The following is a 16,905-nucleotide window of genomic DNA, read 5'->3' as shown; positions in this document are numbered from 1 at the left end:
GTATTTTCACGCGAGGCGGATATCCGTCCCGCGCGGAAAATGTCCGGATCTCTCCTCCCGGAGCCGTCCGCACGGCGCTGTGCCACAAGCCGTTCCCGCCCGCACCAGCCACGAGCCCTCCCGACCATGAGCTATCTCTATCTCGCCGTCGCAATCGTGGCCGAGGTGATCGCCACCTCCGCCCTCAAGTCCACCGAGGGTTTCACCCGCCTGGTGCCGTCCGTGGTGGTGATCATCGGCTATGTGGTGGCCTTCTATTGCCTGTCGATCACGGTGCGGGAGCTGCCGGTGGGCGTCGTCTACGCCATCTGGTCGGCGGTGGGGATCGTGCTCGTGGCCGCCTTCGCGTGGCTCTACTACGGGCAGACGCTGGACCTGCCGGCCGTCATCGGTCTCGGCCTCATCATCGCCGGCGTCGCGGTGGTGAACCTGTTCTCGAAGACGGTTGCCCACTGACGCCGAGCCGAAATGAAAAAGGCGGCGCCCGAAGGCGCCGCCCATTTTGCACTTCAACGGATCTCGGCTTCAGGAGCCGGTGGCCGCCAGCTCGCGCTCATCGTTGGCCGGCATGAACATGTCGAACAGCCGCACCGTGGCGAGGCGCTGGGCCTGCAGCACAGCGCCGGCCACGCCCTGGGCGTCGGCCGCGGCTTCGCGGGCCAGCGACAGGGCCGTGGGGAAGGGCGCCTTCAGCGCCGCCACCACCTCGTCGGTGTCGAAGCTCAGCTCGGCGTTGAACTTGCGGGCGATCTGCTGCATCCGCCGGTTCTGCGCCAGGCAGTTCAGGCACAGGCTGCGGATGCCGCGATTGCGCGCGGCGAGGATCACGCGCTCCAGCAGCAGGGTGCCGAGCCCGTGGTTCTGGAATTCACGCTCCACGCTGAAGGCCGCCTCGGCCTCTCCGGGCAGAACGTCCCCCATCGGATAGAGCTCCGCCGCGGCCCTGAGCGTGCCGTCGACGAAATAGCCATGAACGATAGCGCCGGTGCGGAAGGCCCGCGCCGCATATCGCTCGATGAACTCGGCAGACACCGCTGAGCCGAATCTGTATCGCCGGCTCTCCACATCGAGCCGGAGGAGATGATCCTTGAAGATCTCCGCTTCTCCGGCCCAAAGCTTGCGGATGATGCCCGGTGTGACCTGATCGGTCATGTTGGTCTCCAGACTTGGCGTCTTGAAGCCCTCCGGTTCCTCCACCGCTGAAAATTATGTGCAGCGCAGCAAAGGTCAAGGGTGCTGACGTTAACCTTTCAGTAAGAAAGGGCTTCCCTGCCTTGCCTTGCCGTGTCAAAGTGTTGGAATTGCTCGATCTGTCGGCGCTATGCGCCTTTTGCAGAACCGTCACGATCTGACGGCGGGCATGCGCCCTCATTCAGCCGAGATCATATCGCGGATGGGAGCATCGGTTTCCTTCCTGCACCAATATGGCCCTGAAATCATTGACATTGGTCAATGTCGGGCCGGTCGTGACCAATTGGCCCAGCTTTTCGAAAACGCCGTAAGCGTCGTGGCGGGCCAAGGCGGCGGGGATGTCGAGCCCGGCGGCCCGCGCCCGCTCCAGGGTGCGCGAATCACTCCAGGCGCCGGCATTGTCCTCGGTGCCGTCGATCCCGTCGGTATCGCAGGCGAGGGCGGCGATGCCCGCCCGTCCGCCGAGGGCCGCCGTGAGCGCCAGCAGGAATTCCGCGTTGCGGCCGCCGCGTCCGCCCGGCGCGCCACGCAGCGTCACCGTGGTTTCCCCGCCCGAGAGCAGCACACACGGTGCCCGCGCCGGCAGGCCATGGGCCGCGGCCGAGCCGGCGATGCCGGCGAAGGCGGTGCCCACCTCCCGCGCCTCGCCCTCGATGGCATCGCCCAGGATCAGCGGCGCGATGCCCAGGGCCCGCGCCCGCGCGGCGGCGGCCTCCAGTGCCATCAGCGGCGTGGCGATGAGATGCACCCGCGGGGCTGGCGGCGCCCCCTCCATCCGGTTGGCGCGGATGGCGGCGGCGAGGGCGGGGCTGGCGGGAATGTCGGCGCGCGCCAGCAGCTCCAGCACGCCCTCGGGGTCCGAAGGCTCGGGAATGGTGGGCCCCGAGCCGATGACGGCGGGATCGTCTCCGGGCACGTCGGAGATTACGTAGGTCTCCGTCCGCGCGGGATGGATGGCAGCGGCGAGCCGCCCGCCCTTCACCGCCGAGACCGCCTTGCGCACGCGGTTCATCACCGCGATGGGGGCGCCGGAGGCGAGCAGCGCCGCGTTGAGCGCCTGCTTGTCGGCGAGGGTGAGGCCCGGCGCCGGCGCCGTCAGCAGCGCCGAGGCCCCGCCGGAGATGAGGCACACCACGAGGTCGTCCGGCCCCGCCCCGCGCGCCAGCTCCAGGATGCGGCGGGTGGCTTCGAGCCCGGCGGCGTCCGGCACCGGATGCGCCGCCTCCACCACTTCCACGAAGCGGGTGGGGCAAGCATGGCCGTAGCGGGTGACGACCAGCCCCTCGCAAGGGCGGCCCCATTCCGCCTCGAAGGCCTGTGCCATGCGCGCCGCCGCCTTGCCGGCGCCGAGCACCAGGGTGCGTCCCCTGGGCGGGGCGGGCAGCCGGCCCGCGAACTTGCCTTCCGGCAGCGCGGCGGCGAGCGCGGCCTCGAACAACGCGAGGAGAATGTCCTGTTCCGTCGGCATGGCTGGGGCTCGCCTCTCGTCCGGCTGCCGCGTGCCGCACCGAATCGCGCCCGCGCGGCGGCGGCCGGGGGCATATTCGCATTTCAACGGCCGGCGGAAATGCTCTATGGGGGAGGGGCGTCCCTCTTCCGGCGGCGTGTCAGCATCACAGATGAGCCGTCATGGGTGAACCTGCCGTTGAAGCGCCGCGCACCTTGAGCGATGCCGCATATTACCTCCTTGCGGTGCTGGTCGGCACGCTGGCGGGGGCCCTGGGCGCGGCGTTCCACATGCTCTCCAGCGCCGTGCTGGGCTGGCCGGCGCTGATCCTGCCCTATTTCGAGGGGCCGGAGGCGCTCGGCGTCCTGGCGGCGGTCTCGGCCGTCATGGTGCTGGTCTCGGTGGCGCTGGTGCGCGCCTTCGTGCCGGAAGCGTCGGGCTCGGGCGTGCAGGAGATCGAGGGCGCGCTCGACGGCCAGCGCGAGGTGCGCTGGAAACGCATCCTGCCGGTGAAGTTCGTGGCGGGCGTGCTGTCCCTGGGCTCGGGTCTGGTGCTGGGCCGCGAGGGGCCGACCATCCACATGGGCGCCTCGGTGGCCAAGGCGGTGGGCGACGGCTTCGCCCTCACCATCCGCGACGGGCGCGGGCTGCTCGCGGCCGGCGGCGCTGCGGGCCTTGCCGCCGCCTTCAACGCGCCGCTCGCCGCCATCCTGTTCGTGATCGAGGAGACCCGGCGCCAGTTTCCCTATGGCCTGCGCACCTATAGCGCTGTCATCATCGCCTCGGTCATGAGCGCCATCGTCACCGAGATGATCGGCGGCACCGCGCCCATGATGGCGCTGCAGACGCAGCAGATGCCGTTCTGGCTCATGCCCGCCTTCGCCGTGCTGGGGCTGGTGCTGGGCGGGCTGGGCGTGGTGTTCAACTGGGCCGTGGTGGCGGGGCTGGAAGCCTCGCGCCGGATCGGCCTCAAGGTCTCGCCCTATCTGGTGCCGCTGGTGGTGGGCGCGGCCATCGGCCCGCTGCTGATACTGCGGCCGGAGGCGACCACGGGCGGCGAGGCGCTGGCGGTCTCCCTCGCCACCCATCACCTGCCGCTGGTCACCATGGCGATGATCGTGGTGATCCGCTTCGTCATGACCATGGCGAGCTATTCCACGGGCGTACCGGGCGGCATCTTCGCGCCCATCCTGGCGCTGGCCACCTCGGTGGGCGTGCTGTTCGCCATGCTGCTGGATCTCGCCATTCCGCTGCCGCCGGGGGCGGTGGCGGCGTTCGGCGTGGCGGCCATGGGCGGGCTGTTCTCCTCCACCATCCGCGCGCCGCTGGTGGGCATGGTGCTGGTGGCCGAGCTCACCGGCGCCTACGATCTCATGGTGCCGGTCATCATCACCTGCGTTGTCGCCAACGTGGTGGCCGAGGGGCTGGGCGGCAAGCCCATCTATGAGGTGCTGCTGGATCGCACCCTGCGCCTTGCCGGCAAGGCCCCCCCGCCCGAGCCGGAGGACGAGCAGATCGGCGGCTGGGACGAGCGCGAGCGCCGCCCGCCGAATGTCTGATGCCATGGGGCCCGGCCTTCGATCGGCGCCGGTCCGGTTTCGCGCGAACGCCGGACCGGCGTGACCAGAGGCCCGCAAGAGAAGTTCACGGGTTCTCGGCCTGAGCGCCTGGCCGGCCCGTGGCCGATGGAAACCGGGGAGGCGGCCGCGCCCGCCCGCCGCACGTCAATAGAGCCGCGCGTCGGTCTCGGCGAGGATGTCCGGCATCTGCGGCCCGGCGAGCACCTCGAATTCCACCTCGCGCTGGTGGGTCACGGGGTCGCGGGCGGTGAGGGGGTCGTCCACATGGCCGGGGTGGACCATGATGACCGCGCCCTCCGGCACCCCCTTCAGGAAATGGGCGAGCAGCGGCGCGAAATCATGGTCGGCGCCGAAATCGTAGGCGCCGGCGAAGCCGGTGTTGGTGGAAAGGCCGATGCGGGCGGCATCGCGCGAGAAGCCGTGGCCGAAGGCGCCGATGATGCGGCCCTTCAGGTCGAGCCCGAGCAGGGCATCGGGGGCGGGCCTGACATCCCGCAGCCAGGCGTGGGGCGCGTGGCGCCGGGTGGCTTTCAGCACCGCGCCGCGGATGCCCGGCAGCACGTGGACATGCTGGTGCCCGTCCACGTGGTCGGGTGGTCGGCCGAAGGCGCGCTCGAAGGCGAGGAACTGGGCCTCGATCTCGGTCGCCACGGCGGCGCGGTCGATACGCCCGGTGAAGGCCCGCGCCACCAGCTCGCGGAGCGAGGGCAGGTCGGCGCCGTCGGTCCAGGGGGTGAGGGGGGCGGTGCCGCCGGTCAGGGTGATGTGGAGGCCGATGCTGACCTCCCGTCCAGTGGCCACCTGGTCGAGCTTGATCGCCTCCTCCGCGAGGCCGGGGAACACCGTCATCACGGAGGTGGCGTTGATGCGCCGGGCCTCGATGAGCCTGCGGATGGCGGCCGAGACGCCGGGGGAGATGGCGTAGTCGTCGGCGCAGAGCGTGATGTGCTTCACTGCTGGGCTCCCGCGACCTTCAGCGGCGTTTCCGCCGGAACGGGCGCGGCGGCGGCCCCGGCCGGGTTGAGGACGTGGTCGGCCACGAAATACACGGGCCGCGCTTTGATCTCAGAGAGGATGCGGGCGATGTACTCGCCCATCAGCCCCATCACCAGCAGCTGGGCGCCGCCGATCACCATGACGCCCACCACCACCGAGGGGTAGCCCGGCAGCGGGATGCCCCACACGAGGCGCTCCAGCACGATCCACAGGCCATAGAGCAAAGCGAGCCCCGCCAGCGCCGCGCCGCACAGGGCGGCGAGCCGCAGCGGTGCCGGCGAGAAGGAGGTGAGCGCCTCCATGGAGAGCCCGAGCAGGCGCAGGAAATTGAACGATGTGGTGCCGTGGGCCCGCGCCTCCGGCTGGTAGGGCACCGCCACCTGGCGAAAGCCGATCCAGCTCGACAGGCCCTTGAAGAAGCGGTTGCGCTCCGGCATGCGCCGCAGGGCGGAGGCGGCGCGCGGGGAGAGGATGCGGAAGTCCGCCGCGTCCTCCGGAATGGCGCTGGACGAGCCAAAATTGAGCAGCCAGTAGAAGCCGCGCACGAAATTGCGCCGCGCCATCGGCTCGTCGAGCCGGTTCGACTTCACCGCGTAGGCGACGTCGTAGCCCTCGTCCTTCCACAGGCGCACGAAGGTGCCGATCATCTCCGGCGGGTGCTGGCCGTCGCCGTCCATGAACAGGAGCGCGTCGCCGCGCGCGTGGTCGAGGCCGGCCATGAGGGCGGCCTCCTTGCCGAAGTTGCGCGAGAGCGCCACCACCTGCACGTCGAGCCCGAGCGCGGGCAAGGCGGCGGCGATGGAGGCGCTGCCGTCGCGGCTGCCATCGTCCACATAGACGATCTCCACCTTCAGCCCGCGGGCTTCGGCCTCCGCGCGGGCGCTGCGGCACAGCCGCTCGTGGAAAAAGGCGAGGCCGGCGGCCTCGTTGTAGACGGGAACGACGATGCTGAGATCTGGTGTCATGGCTCGGCCAGGGTCGGCGGTCGCGATGGGAGAAAGTGGTCTAATTCCCGCGACGGAGGATGGATACGGATTTTTTCGCATGACGGTGGAACCTGTCTCGCCACCGGGCGTTTCCAACATAGCGCGGTCGCGCCCCCAACAGACCGTGCATGGCGCGGTCGTCTTGCCCCCCAGAGACGGCCGCGCCGCCGTTTCGGGCCTCCTCCGGGCCGACCGGCCCGGAACCAAATACCCAAAGGCTGCGCCGTCACCCCTCGAATGAAGCGACGGCCAAGACCGCGACACGTCCGGAAAGGCTCCGTGCTTGCGTGACATCAAGACCCGAGACTTTGGGCGAGTTTAGGGTAATGTCGCGACGCTTAAACGGCTGAACGAGGGCCTTCGGTCATGATTCGCGATATTCTGGTCAATCTGGCGCAAGGCGCGGAGCGGGACGCCGCGGCCGAATACGCGGCGAGCCTCGCCGTGGAGTTCGGCGCGCACCTGACGGGCCTGTCGGTGGCCTACGAGATCGACGTGCCGCCCTTCTACATGGGCGCCCTGCCCACCGATTTCATCGATGCCCAGGTTCTGGAGAACCAGGCTTCCGCCGAGAAGGCCTCCGCCCGTCTGGAGGAAATCGCCAAGGCGGCGGGCGTGCCCCATCAGGTCCGCACCCTCGCGGCCTCGCTCGGGGTCGCCGCCAACAGCTTCGCCCGCATGGCGCGCCTGTTCGACGTGACCGTGGTGGCCCAGCCCAACCCGGACCAGCCGGGCCCCGAGGAGGTGCTCGCCGAGACCGTGCTGCTCGAATCGGGCCGCGCCGTGCTGATGGTGCCCTATATCCAGCAGAAGCCCTTCTCCGCCGAGCACGCCGTGGTGGCCTGGGATGGCGGCCGCGCCTCCGCCCGCGCCCTCGCCGAGGCGCTGCCCCTGCTGCACCGCACCAAGGTGGTGGAGATCTTCCGCGTGGTGACCGACGGCGCCGCCGGTGACGACGAGGAAGGCCAGGAGGTCGCCCGCCACCTCGCCCGCCACAATCTCGACGCCCAGATCCGCCGCCTGCCGGTCAAGAGCGGGGATTCCATCTCCGCGGCCATCCTCAACGAGGTCTCCGACCGCGGCTCCGATCTGGTGGTGATGGGCGGCTACGGCCATTCCCGCCTGAAGGAGATGGTGCTGGGCGGCGTCACCCGCGACATCCTCGCCAGCATGACCGTGCCGGTGCTGATGGCCCACTGAGGCCCCACGCCCCCGCTCACCGGGCGGGGGCGTCTTCCGTCCGCGGGCAGCGCGACCACGGCAGGATGAAGCGCTCGCCGTGGCGCTCGCCGCTTTCCACATGGATACCATAGGCCGCTTCGAGCCGCGCGGGCGTCATCACCTCTTCCGGCGTGCCATCGGCCATGAGTCGCCCGCCGTGGAGCAGGGCCACCCTGTCGCAGAAGCGGGCCGCCAGCGTCAGGTCGTGCAGCACCACCACCACGGTGAGGCCCGCCCGCGCCTGCCGGCGCAGCACCTCCATCACATGGAGCTGGTGATAGGGATCGAGCGCCGCCACCGGCTCGTCGGCGAGCAGGGCGCGGCCTTCCACCGCCAGCGCCCGCGCCAGCAGCACGCGCATCTTCTCCCCGCCCGAGAGGCTGCCGGCCGGCCTGCCGGCGAAGGCGTCCACGTCCGCCGCCGTCATGGCGCGGGCGACGGCGGCGGCGTCCACGGCCGGGCTGGTGCCGTGGGGCAGGCGGCCGAGGGCCACCACATGCTCCACCCGCATGGGCCAGTGGATGCGCCCGCCCTGGGCGAGGTAGGCAAGGCTGCGGCCCAGCACCCGCCGCCCCACGGATGTGGCGTCGGCACCGTCGTAGAGCACCGTGCCGGCCACGGTTTCCTGGAGGTGGGCGAGCACGCGCAGCAGCGTGGTCTTGCCGGCGCCGTTGGGGCCGAGCAGGCCCAGCAGCTCGCCGGGCCGGGCGGAAAGCTCCACCCCTTCGAGCACGGTGCGAGCGCCGCGCCTCACTACGATGCCGCTGGCGGAGATCAGCATGGCGGCCTCATTCCGTTTCCGTGCCGAGCCGGCGCAGCAGCAGCAGGAAGAAGGGCGCGCCGATGAGCGCCGTCACCACCCCCAGCTTCAGCTCCGGCCGGGTGGGGATGAGCCGCACCAAGATGTCCGCGCCGAGGGTGAGGGCGGCGCCGGCGAGGGCGCTCGCCAGCAGCAGCCGGCCGGGGCGGTGGCCCACCAGCGGCCGCAGCAGGTGCGGCACCACAAGCCCCACGAAGCCGATGGCGCCGGAGACCGCCACCGAGGCACCCACCATCCCCGCCGTTCCCGCGATGGCGACAAGGCGCAGGCGGGGCAGGGAGAAGCCGAGGCTCTCGGCCGTCTCCTCGCCCAGGGTAAGGGCATCGAGCCCGCGGGCGGTGGAGAGCACCAGCGCCGCCCCCACCAGGATGAAGGGCAAGGCGAGCAGCACGTGCTGCAGGCTGCGGTCCGAGAGTGAGCCCATCAGCCAGAACACGATTTCCAGCGTGGCATAGGGGCTGGGCGAGAGATTGAGCGCGAGGGCGGTGAGGGCGCCCGCGAGGCTGTTGAGCGCGACGCCTGCGAGGATGAGCGCGGTGGTGGAGGCTCCGCGCCGGGCAAGGGCGAGCAGCACCGCCGTGGCGAGCGCGGCCCCCGCGAGGCCGCCGAGCGGCAACGCCAGCGCGAACAGGGTCGCCGCGCCGAAATAGAAGGCCGTGACAGCCCCCAGCGCCGCCGCGCCCGAGACGCCCACCACTCCCGGATCCGCCAGCGGATTGCGCATCAGCCCCTGCAGCGCCGCCCCCGTGAGGCCCAGGCTGAAGCCCACCAGCAGGCCGAGCAGCGCCCGCGGCAGGCGCAACTGCACCAGCACCAGGGCATCGAGCCCGTGGCGGCCGGCGAGGATGTCGGAAACCGCCGCGCCCCAGTCGATGGGGGCGTAGCCGATGGCGAGCGAGAGCGCGAACAGCGCCAGCGCCAGCGCCGAGAGCAGCGCCAGCAGCAGCGGCTGGGGCAAGGCGGCGGGTTCCGCGAAGGCGTCGTCCATCAGCGTGTCCGGGTGGGAGCGGGCGCGGCGGCGATGCCGGCCGGCGCCGCGGAATGGGCGGCCTTCGACAGGCGCGTGAACGCCTCGCCGAGCTGCGGCCCCACGCACGCCCAAAGCCTCAGCGGCATGGGCGCGACGCGCCCGTGCGCGAGCGCCTCGGCGATGGCGGGGTGGCGCATCATCTCGCGGGCGAGGGAGGGCGGCGCGCCGGGCTCGTCATCCACCACCAGCACGTCGGGCCGGGCGGCGAGGATCTCCTCCAGGGAGAGCTGGCCGAGTTTGTCGGGGGAGAGGCGGGCGGCCACGTTGTCGAGCCCGGCCCGGCGCATGAGGTCGTCGGGCAGGCTGTCGCGGCCGACCGTGAAGCCGTTGGGGCGCAGCACCACCGTGCGCGGCGCGGGATGGGGCGGCGGCGGAGCGGCGGCGATGGCGTCCTCGATCTCCCGCACCATCTCCTCCCCCTTCTCGGGCACGCCGAGGCGGGCGGCCACAGCGCGGATCTGCGCATAGCCCTCCTCCAGGCTGGTGGGAATGGTGAGCTCCATCACCGGAATGCCGAAGCGCTGCAGCAGCGCCACGGTGCTGCGGGTGGTGAAGGCGCCGGCGAGCACGAGGTCGGGTGCCAGCGGCACCACCTCCTCCGCGAGGCCCCGGTTGGCGGGGATGCCGGCGGCGAGATCCGTCACCGTGGAGCTGACCGGATCGGCCGCGAGGCTGGTGACGGAGATGACGCTGCCCCTGGGCGCGAGGCGCAGCGCCAGCTCGTCGGCGCAGAGGTTCAGCGAGACGATGCGGCGGGGTGGGGCGGCGGGCTCCGGCCCGGCCGCCCACGCCGGCGCGGCGCGCGCCGGAGCGAGCACGGCGGCGCCGACCACCGCCGCCGTCAGGATGCGGCGCGCCCACCCCCGGCCGGCCGGGCCGGCGGCGGAACGGGGAGGGGGAGAGGCGCGCTGCACTGTCCGGAGTCCTCAGTAGGTGAGCTTCAGGCCGGCATAGGCGGACATGCCGGGGGCCAGATAGCCGTTGGGGTTTTCGTAGGTCTCATCGAACAGGTTGTCGATGCGCCCGAAGATCTTGACGTTCTGGTTGACGGTGTAGTTCGCCGCCACGTTGAAGATGGTGTAGCCGGGCTGCTCCACGAAGGCATAGGTGGTGCGGTCGATGTCCCACCAGTCGGAGAGATACACCAGGGTGGCGGAGAGGGTGAGCGGCTCCACCGGCTGCCAGTTGACCGCCAGCGACACCTTGTTCTTCGGGCGGCGCAGGGGCGTGCAGGTATCGATGCCGGTGGGGGCGCAGGAGCCGGGCGAAACCCCGTCCTCGGGGTGGCCGACGGCGTCGGTATAAGTGTAGTCCGCGCGCACGGAGAGATTGTCGGTGACCTTCACGGCGACGAAGGCTTCCCAGCCGTCCGTGGTGACGCTGGCGATGTTGGAGTTGCTCCAGACATAGGTCGAAACCTGGACTGAATTGATCAGGTTCGTGATGTCGTTGCTGAAATAGGTGGCGCCGAAGCTGACGCGATCCTGCCACAGGGCCTGCTCGAAGCCGGCATCCCAGCCGGTGCTTTCTTCCGGCTGAAGGTTGGGGTTGCCGCCGGAGGGGGCATAGAGCTGGTAAAGGGTGGGCGCCTTGAAGCCGGTGCCGTAGGTGACCTTCAGCTTGGTGCCGGTCTCGGGGAACCGCAGCGCGGGGGCGAGGCGCCAGGTGGTGTGGTCGCCGAAATCGTCGTTGCTGTCGTAGCGCACGTTGGCGGCGAGGAAGAGGCGCTCGAGCAGCGTGGACTGGAGCTGGGCGTAGCCGGCGGTGTCGCCGGTGCTGGCGTCCATGCTCGACCACGTGCTCTCGCTGGTCATGCTCTCGTTGTAGCGCTCCACGCCCAGGAGGATGCTCTGGCCGGGCATGAAGGTGTAGTTGGAGCGCAGGTAATAGGTCTGGCGGTCGCCGTCATAGGCGCTCACGTTGTTCGGGTAGGGGCTGGCATTGTCGCGGGTGTAGTCGGTGGCGGAGACGCCGAAGGTGCTCACCAGCTTGTCGTCGAGCGCCTTCCACTGCCCTTCCGCCTTGCCGATGAAGAACTTGCCGTAGCCCGTGTCCTGCAGCGGCGCGGGATAGCCGGTGTAGGTCGAGGAGTTGTAGAGGTCCGAGGTGTAGGCAAGCTGGGTCTGGATGTAGCGGGCGACGAGGTTCACCGAAAAGGCGTCGTTGATGTCGGCGTCGAGGCGGCCGGAATAGGTCCAGTTGTCGGAGTTGTTGTTGTTCGCCACCTCGCCGGGGAGCAGGATGTTCTGCGGCGTCACCGGGATCGCGGTTGAGGCGAAGTGGCCGACATTGAAGGCGTAGCCGATATTGTTGTTGTAGCCGCCGGTGAGGCTCCCGACCTGGTTGAAGGTGCCGAGGGCGCCCGCCTCCAGGTATCCGGCGGCCTTGGCCGGGCCCGAGCCGCGCTCGGTGGTCATGGAGATGACGCCGCCGATGGCGTCCGAGCCGTAGAGGCCGCTCTGCGGGCCGCGCAGCACCTCCATGCGGGCGAAGTCGTTGGTATACAAGGTGCCGAGGTCGAATGCCCCATTGGCGCTGGAGGGGTCGCCGAGATCGATGCCGTCGAGCAGGATCTTGGTCTGGTTGGAATTCGTGCCACGCATGAAGACCGAGGTGGTGCCGCCGGGACCGCCGGTCTGCACCACATTGAGGCCGGGCACCGATTGAAGCGCGTCCGGCACGTCGCGGCGCTGGGTCTCGTCCAGCTCCTGGCGGGTGATGACGGTGACCGAGCTCGCCACCTCGTTCGCGGGCGTGGGAATGGTGGTGGCGCTCACCACCACGTCCGGCAGGTCGATCTGGCCGCCGTCGGCCTGGACGCCGCCCGCCGACTGGGCGAGCGCCGGCGTCGCGGCCAGGAGGGCGACGAGGCTCGCGGAGAAGGAGAGCGGGGCGATGCGGCGCAGGCCGCCGGAAAAGGCGATGGCTGAAGGCGGGACGACGGACATTCGGACCTCGGGCGGGACGCCAGTGGCACGTCACCGCGAACGAGGGCCCGAGCACCGCGCAGCCCTGAAGCCGCGCGCCGCGAACCAGCCCGCCACCGGAACACCCCGCCCGATGAGCCCGCGTGTGACCACGGATCGACGGCAGGTCTCCTGGCTCGCGGGTCGCCGCCCTTCGCCGCCTTCCCAGGCCCCGAGTGCCCAGTGGCGTTTGGCGAAGGGCTCGCCGCTTACAGTTGCGGGGGCAGCTGCGGAATGGAGCGCCTTGCGCCCGCACCGCATTCCCTTTTCATTCCTCTGGGAGGAATACCGTCAGGAGGCAACCTAGGCGAGGGGTTGTCGGCACGTCAATGCCCCGCTTCCGCGCGGCTTCCGCCGCAATCCCTTATGCGGCGGAACTGTTGCAGCGCGGCATCACCGCCGGCCCTGGCGGAGGCCGGCGGCAGCCTCCTCACACCGGCTTCAGCAGCACGTGCTTCTTCTTGCCGAGGGAGAGCTTGATGACGCCTTCTGCGGTGAGCGCCGCCGGGGTGAGGGTCGCCTTCTCGTCGTTCACGGCCGCGTCGTTCACCTTCAACCCGCCGCCCTTGATCTGCCGGCGCGCCTCGCTCGTGGAGGCGACGAGCCCCGCCGTCACGAACGCGTTGGCCACGCCCAGGCCGGCTTCGAGCTGGGCGGCGGGCACCTCCACCGTGGGCAGGTTCACCGCCAGCGCGCCCTCCTCGAAGGTGGCGCGCGCCGTCTCCCGCGCCTGCTCGGCGGCGATGCGGCCATGCAGCAGGGCGGTCGCCTCGGTGGCCAGCACCTCCTTGGCGAGGTTGATCTCCTGGTCCTTCAGGGCGGCGAGGCGGGCGATCTCGTCCAGCGGCAGCTCGGTGAACAGCTTCAGGAAGCGCTCCACGTCCGCGTCGCCGGCATTGCGCCAGTACTGCCAGTATTCGTAAGGCGAGAGCAGCTCGGCATCGAGCCACACGGCGCCGCCGGCGGTCTTGCCCATCTTGGCGCCGGAGGAGGTGGTGAGCAGCGGCGTGGTGAGCGCGAACAGCTCCGCTCCGCGCATGCGCCGGCCCAGCTCCATGCCGTTGACGATGTTGCCCCACTGGTCGGAGCCGCCCATCTGCAGGATGCAGCCGTGGCGCTTGGACAGCTCCACGAAGTCATAGGCCTGCAGGATCATGTAGTTGAATTCGAGGAAGGTGAGCGGCTGCTCGCGCTCCAGGCGCAGCTTCACCGAATCGAACGTGAGCATGCGGTTGATGGTGAAGTGCGGCCCCACCTCCCGCAGCAGGGGGATGTACTTCAGCTCGTCCAGCCAGTCCGCGTTGTTGGCCATTCTGGCGCCCGCCTCGAAATCGAGGAAGCGGGCGAACACCTTGCGGATCGAGGCGATGTTCGCGTTGATCTGCTCATCGGTGAGCATCCTGCGCGCCTCGTCCTTGCCGGAGGGGTCGCCGATCTTGGTGGTGCCCCCGCCCATGAGGGCGATGGGGTTGTGCCCCGTGCGCTGCAGGGTGCGCAGCATCATGATGGAGAGCAGGTGCCCCGCATGCAGGCTGGAAGCGGTGGCGTCGAAGCCGATATAGGCGGTGATGGGCCCTTCCGCGGCCTTGGCATCGAGGCGCTCGAGGTCCGAGCACTGGTGGATGTAGCCGCGCTCGTCGAGCGTGCGCAGGAAATCGGAACGGAAGGTGGTCATCGCGATCAGTCGGTTGGAGGCGCGTTACGCGCGCGGAAAGGAAGCGTGGTGTATCAGGTCCGGCGCCGGATTGCATGGGGGAGGGCACCCCCGTGGTACGCCCCCGGCGCGGAAGCGGGAGAGGAAGCAGGGCATGCGCGTCGTCGGGCTGATGAGCGGTACTTCCATGGACGGCATCGACGCCGCCCTCATCGACACCGACGGAGAGAGCGTCTCCTGGCTCGGGCCGTCGCTGACCGTGCCCTACGACCCCGAGACCCGCGCCCTGCTGGAACAGGCCATGGCCGACGCACGGGGCGTCAACGCCCGCACCGACCGGCCGGGCGCGCTGGCGCGGGCCGAGCGGCGCATCACCGATCTCCATGCCGCGGCGGTGCGCGCGCTGCTGGTGCCGCTGCGCCTTTCGGCCGGCGATATCGACCTCGTGGGCTTCCACGGCCAGACGGTGCTCCACCGGCCGGATGCGCGGCTGACCGTGCAGATCGGGGAGGGGGCGCGGCTCGCGGCGTCCCTCGGCGTGCCGGTGGTGGCGGATTTCCGCGCCGCCGACGTGGCGGCGGGCGGCCAGGGGGCGCCGCTGGTGCCCGTGTTCCATGCGGCCCTCGCCGCCGGCGTCGGCGGGCCGCGCCCGCTCGCGGTGCTGAACGTGGGCGGGGTGGCGAACGTCACGGTGATCGACGGCGCGGCGCCGCCCATCGCCTGCGACACCGGGCCCGGCAACGCCCTCCTGGATGATTTCATGATGTCCCGTACCGGCCGCCCCTTCGACGCCGATGGCGCCGCCGCCGCGCGCGGGCGGGTGGACGAGGCGGCGGTGGTCGCCGTGCTGGACCATCCCTTCTTCCGCGAGGCGCCGCCCAAATCTCTGGACCGCAACGCCTTCCGGGAGCATGCGGCGGCCCGCATGGGGCTCGCCGCCCTGAGCCTGGAGGACGGCGCCGCGACCCTCACGGCGCTGACGGCGGCCAGCATCGCGGCGGTGGTGCCGCTGCTGCCGGCGCCGCCCCGGCGCTGGATCGTGGCCGGCGGCGGCGCGCGCAACCCCACGCTGCTCGCCATGCTGGCGGCGCGGCTCGGGGTGGAGGTCGCGGCCGCCGAGGCGGTGGGCTGGTCGGCCGATGCGCTGGAGGCCCACGCCTTCGGCTTCCTGGCGGCGCGGGCGGCGCTGGGGCTGGCGCTCACCTTTCCCACCACCACCGGCGCGCCGTGGCCCATGACCGGCGGGGTGCTGTTCCGCCCCTGAGCGGGGCCGCCGCGAATCGTGATCCGGCAACGCTTCGTGAAAAGCCGGCGCCGCCATGCTGCGGCCCTCTTCGGGGCCGACGAGGGGCGCGCCATCATCATTTGACGCGGAGCCTCGCGCTCTCTACCTCTGCGCTCGCGTGCCAGCACCCGGCGCGGTGTCCTTCGGAGGCCCCCTTGTCCCTCGTCGCCACCATTCGCAAGTCGCTGGTGCCCATTCACCGCGAAGGCTACCCGTTCATCGCCATCGCGGTGGTGATCGCCCTGCTGCTTTTGTCGCTGAACACCTTCCTCGGCATGATCGGGGTGGGGCTCGCCATCTGGACCGCTTTGTTCTTCCGTGATCCGCCGCGCGTCACGCCAGTGCGTGAGGGGCTCATCGTCGCGCCCGCGGATGGCCAGGTGTCCTTCGTCGGCCTCGCCAAGCCCCCGCGCGAGCTGGACCTTTCCGACGAGCCGCTGCTGCGGGTCTCCATCTTCATGAACGTGTTCAACGTGCACGTGAACCGGGCGCCAATCTCGGGCCGGGTGGCCCGCGTGGCCTACAAGCCCGGCATCTTCCTCAACGCCGACCTCGACAAGGCGAGCGAGGACAACGAGCGCAACGGGCTCGTCATCGATGCCGCCACCGGGCTCGGCGACAGCATCCAGGTGGGCGTGGTGCAGATCGCGGGGCTCGTGGCGCGGCGCATCGTGTGCTTCGTGCGCGAGGGGGAGGAGATCGGCGCCGGCGAGCGCTTCGGCCTCATCCGCTTCGGCTCGCGGGTGGACATCTACCTGCCGCGCGGCACCAGGGTGCAGGTGGCGGAAGGTCAGCTCGCCACCGCCGGCGAAACCGTCATCTGCGATCTCGCGGCGCCCATGCCGCGCGAGACCGCCTATCGGGTGAGCTGATGGACGCGCCCTTTCCCCCGTTCGATCCGGAAGGCCGGCTGCGCCCGCGCTTCGGGCGCATCGGCAAGATTCCGGTGCGGGTGCTCATTCCCAATCTGGTGACTCTGCTCGCCTTGTGCTCCGGCCTCACGGCGGTGCGGCTCGCCATCGAATCGCGCATTGAGCTTGCGCTCGCCGCCATCGTGTTCGCGGCGCTGCTGGACGGCATCGACGGCCGCCTCGCCCGCGCGCTGAAGGGCACCTCGCGCTTCGGGGCCGAGCTCGACAGCCTCGCCGATTTCGTGAACTTCGGCTGCGTGCCGGCGCTGATCCTCTATTTCTGGGGCCTGAACGAGGCCGGCTCCTTCGGCTGGATCGCCGCGCTCATCTACGCTATCTGCGCGGCGCTGCGCCTCGCCCGCTTCAACGTGATGCTGGACGACCCAGACAAGCCCGCCTTCGCGGCGGACTTCTTCACCGGCATCCCGGCGCCGGCGGGCGCCATCACGGTGCTGCTGCCGGTCTATCTGGAGCTCATCGGCGTGCCGCATGGCGGGGTTTCCGCGCCGATCGCGCTCATCTACTGCCTCGCCATCGGCTTCCTCATGATCTCCAAGGTGCCGGCGTGGTCGGGCAAGACCATCGGCCGGCGCATCCGGCGCGACATGGTGCTGCCGCTGTTCGTGCTGGTGGCGCTCTACTTCGCGCTGCTGGCGAGCTATCCGTGGATCGTGCTCTCGGCCTGCTCGCTGCTGTATCTGGCGCTGCTGCCGGTTTCCACCCTGCGCTACCGGCGGCTGATGGCCGCGCACAAGGCCGAGGAGGCCGCCCGAAACCCGGAGAGCGCGGGCGGCCCGCTTCCGGAGCAGCCCTGACGC

General features: G+C 70.6%; 15 protein-coding genes and 1 riboswitch. Of the genes, 6 read left to right on the top strand and 9 right to left on the bottom strand.

The features are described from left to right. Window positions 1–126: 126 nt before the first annotated feature. Complete coding sequence (locus tag V5F75_RS19040) at window positions 127–456, top strand: SMR family transporter (protein ID WP_394035092.1); 330 nt, start codon at window positions 127–129, stop codon at window positions 454–456. A 69-nt stretch (window positions 457–525) separates the two neighbouring features. Here V5F75_RS19040 and V5F75_RS19035 read toward each other — a convergent pair whose 3' ends face one another. Then, on the bottom strand, window positions 526–1,152 hold the full coding sequence (locus tag V5F75_RS19035; protein ID WP_394035091.1) for a GNAT family N-acetyltransferase: 627 nt from the start codon (window positions 1,150–1,152) through the stop codon (window positions 526–528). A 220-nt stretch (window positions 1,153–1,372) separates the two neighbouring features. Further along, a complete protein-coding gene (locus V5F75_RS19030; protein WP_394035090.1) occupies window positions 1,373–2,659 on the bottom strand; it encodes a glycerate kinase type-2 family protein in 1,287 nt (428 codons plus the stop codon). Window positions 2,660–2,820: 161 nt separating this feature from the next. Here V5F75_RS19030 and clcA point away from each other — a divergent pair, with 161 nt between their 5' ends. Next, a complete protein-coding gene (clcA, locus tag V5F75_RS19025) occupies window positions 2,821–4,197 on the top strand; it encodes a H(+)/Cl(-) exchange transporter ClcA (protein WP_394035089.1) in 1,377 nt (458 codons plus the stop codon). 165 nt (window positions 4,198–4,362) lie between these two features. Here clcA and V5F75_RS19020 read toward each other — a convergent pair whose 3' ends face one another. Further along, a complete protein-coding gene (locus V5F75_RS19020) occupies window positions 4,363–5,172 on the bottom strand; it encodes a ChbG/HpnK family deacetylase (protein ID WP_394035088.1) in 810 nt (269 codons plus the stop codon). Beyond that, window positions 5,169–6,179, bottom strand: coding sequence for a glycosyltransferase family 2 protein (locus V5F75_RS19015; protein WP_394035087.1), 1,011 nt, complete (start codon window positions 6,177–6,179; stop codon window positions 5,169–5,171). Before V5F75_RS19015 ends, V5F75_RS19020 begins: the two co-directional genes overlap by 4 nt. A 387-nt stretch (window positions 6,180–6,566) precedes the next feature. Between V5F75_RS19015 and V5F75_RS19010 the strand changes: the two genes are divergently transcribed. Continuing rightward, entirely contained in the window at window positions 6,567–7,400 is an 834-nt protein-coding gene (locus V5F75_RS19010; RefSeq protein ID WP_394035086.1) for a universal stress protein, read from the top strand. 16 nt (window positions 7,401–7,416) lie between these two features. Here V5F75_RS19010 and V5F75_RS19005 read toward each other — a convergent pair whose 3' ends face one another. The 5 genes from V5F75_RS19005 to tyrS all read right to left on the bottom strand — a co-directional run bounded on the left by V5F75_RS19005 (window position 7,417) and on the right by tyrS (window position 13,912). Then, window positions 7,417–8,202 carry an ABC transporter ATP-binding protein gene (locus V5F75_RS19005; protein WP_394035085.1) on the bottom strand — a complete coding sequence of 262 codons (786 nt, stop codon included), beginning with the start codon at window positions 8,200–8,202 and terminating at the stop codon, window positions 7,417–7,419. Between the two features lie 7 nt (window positions 8,203–8,209). Further along, window positions 8,210–9,229, bottom strand: a complete 1,020-nt coding sequence (locus V5F75_RS19000; protein ID WP_394035084.1) for a FecCD family ABC transporter permease — start codon at window positions 9,227–9,229, stop codon at window positions 8,210–8,212. Continuing rightward, a complete protein-coding gene (locus V5F75_RS18995) occupies window positions 9,229–10,185 on the bottom strand; it encodes an ABC transporter substrate-binding protein (protein ID WP_394035083.1) in 957 nt (318 codons plus the stop codon). Before V5F75_RS18995 ends, V5F75_RS19000 begins: the two co-directional genes overlap by 1 nt. Window positions 10,186–10,197: 12 nt before the next feature. Next, the gene (locus tag V5F75_RS18990; RefSeq protein WP_394035082.1) at window positions 10,198–12,219 is read right to left on the bottom strand and encodes a TonB-dependent receptor plug domain-containing protein; all 2,022 of its coding nucleotides are present in this window, start codon (window positions 12,217–12,219) and stop codon (window positions 10,198–10,200) included. A gap of 123 nt (window positions 12,220–12,342) precedes the next feature. Beyond that, window positions 12,343–12,545: riboswitch (cobalamin riboswitch) on the bottom strand. A 122-nt stretch (window positions 12,546–12,667) separates the two neighbouring features. Then, window positions 12,668–13,912, bottom strand: a complete 1,245-nt coding sequence (tyrS, locus tag V5F75_RS18985; RefSeq protein ID WP_394035081.1) for a tyrosine--tRNA ligase — start codon at window positions 13,910–13,912, stop codon at window positions 12,668–12,670. 133 nt (window positions 13,913–14,045) lie between these two features. On the opposite strand from tyrS, the gene V5F75_RS18980 reads away from it, so the two are divergent. The 3 genes from V5F75_RS18980 (at window position 14,046) to pssA (ending at window position 16,902) form a co-directional block, all read left to right on the top strand. Continuing rightward, complete coding sequence (locus V5F75_RS18980; protein WP_394035080.1) at window positions 14,046–15,155, top strand: anhydro-N-acetylmuramic acid kinase; 1,110 nt, start codon at window positions 14,046–14,048, stop codon at window positions 15,153–15,155. Between the two features lie 176 nt (window positions 15,156–15,331). Beyond that, window positions 15,332–16,048, top strand: coding sequence for a phosphatidylserine decarboxylase (locus tag V5F75_RS18975; RefSeq protein WP_394035079.1), 717 nt, complete (start codon window positions 15,332–15,334; stop codon window positions 16,046–16,048). After that, the gene (gene pssA, locus V5F75_RS18970) at window positions 16,048–16,902 is read left to right on the top strand and encodes a CDP-diacylglycerol--serine O-phosphatidyltransferase (RefSeq protein WP_394035078.1); all 855 of its coding nucleotides are present in this window, start codon (window positions 16,048–16,050) and stop codon (window positions 16,900–16,902) included. Before V5F75_RS18975 ends, pssA begins: the two co-directional genes overlap by 1 nt. Window positions 16,903–16,905 lie beyond the last annotated feature (3 nt).

Source organism: Xanthobacter albus, from assembly GCF_043194895.2.
Classification (GTDB): Bacteria; Pseudomonadota; Alphaproteobacteria; order Rhizobiales; family Xanthobacteraceae; genus Xanthobacter.
Note: the sequence above shows the minus strand (reverse complement) of the source record. Positions and strands in the feature narration are given on the sequence as shown.